This is a genomic window from Oceanispirochaeta sp. M1, from assembly GCF_003346715.1.
Classification (GTDB): Bacteria; Spirochaetota; Spirochaetia; order DSM-2461; family DSM-2461; genus Oceanispirochaeta.
This window is the reverse complement of record NZ_QQPQ01000157.1, coordinates 1-433: the sequence shown is the minus strand read 5'-3', so window position 1 is coordinate 433 and position 433 is coordinate 1. Positions and strand designations below refer to the sequence as shown.

Below are 433 nucleotides of genomic sequence, written 5' to 3'. Positions count from 1 at the left end.
TGTTTGCTTCTAACCGAGGCTTTTCGCAGCTTACCACGCCCTTCATCGCCGGATAGCTCCAAGGCATCCACCATGGACCCTTAGTCGCTTGACCATATTATTATTTATCCCTTCGCTATTCACTGTTAAAGAGCTAAAAAAAAGAACCTATCCTAAGATAAACTCTCATTTTAACTGACGACCTGCACAAAAAGTTGTAAAGGTCGAATTGGGCCTTACTAGATTTGAACTAGTGACCTCACGCTTATCAGGCGTGCGCTCTAACCAACTGAGCTAAAGGCCCTTTTAAGGCATCAAAGATTTTATGGGAAATTAAAAGTATTTAACGAAAGCCAAGACTGTTTGTACGGCATCGTTCGTGAGAACAATGACTGACTGCTCCAGAGTACAAAGACTGAAGACTTAATACCTTTCTCGTAGAAAGGAGGTGATC

At 42.3% G+C, this 433-nt stretch carries 1 tRNA gene and 1 rRNA gene; both read right to left on the bottom strand.

The features are described from left to right. Positions 1–94, bottom strand: a 23S ribosomal RNA gene (locus DV872_RS26300); the annotation flags it as partial. Between the two features lie 115 nt (positions 95–209). Then, a tRNA-Ile gene (locus tag DV872_RS26295) sits at positions 210–283 on the bottom strand. Positions 284–433: the final 150 nt, after the last annotated feature.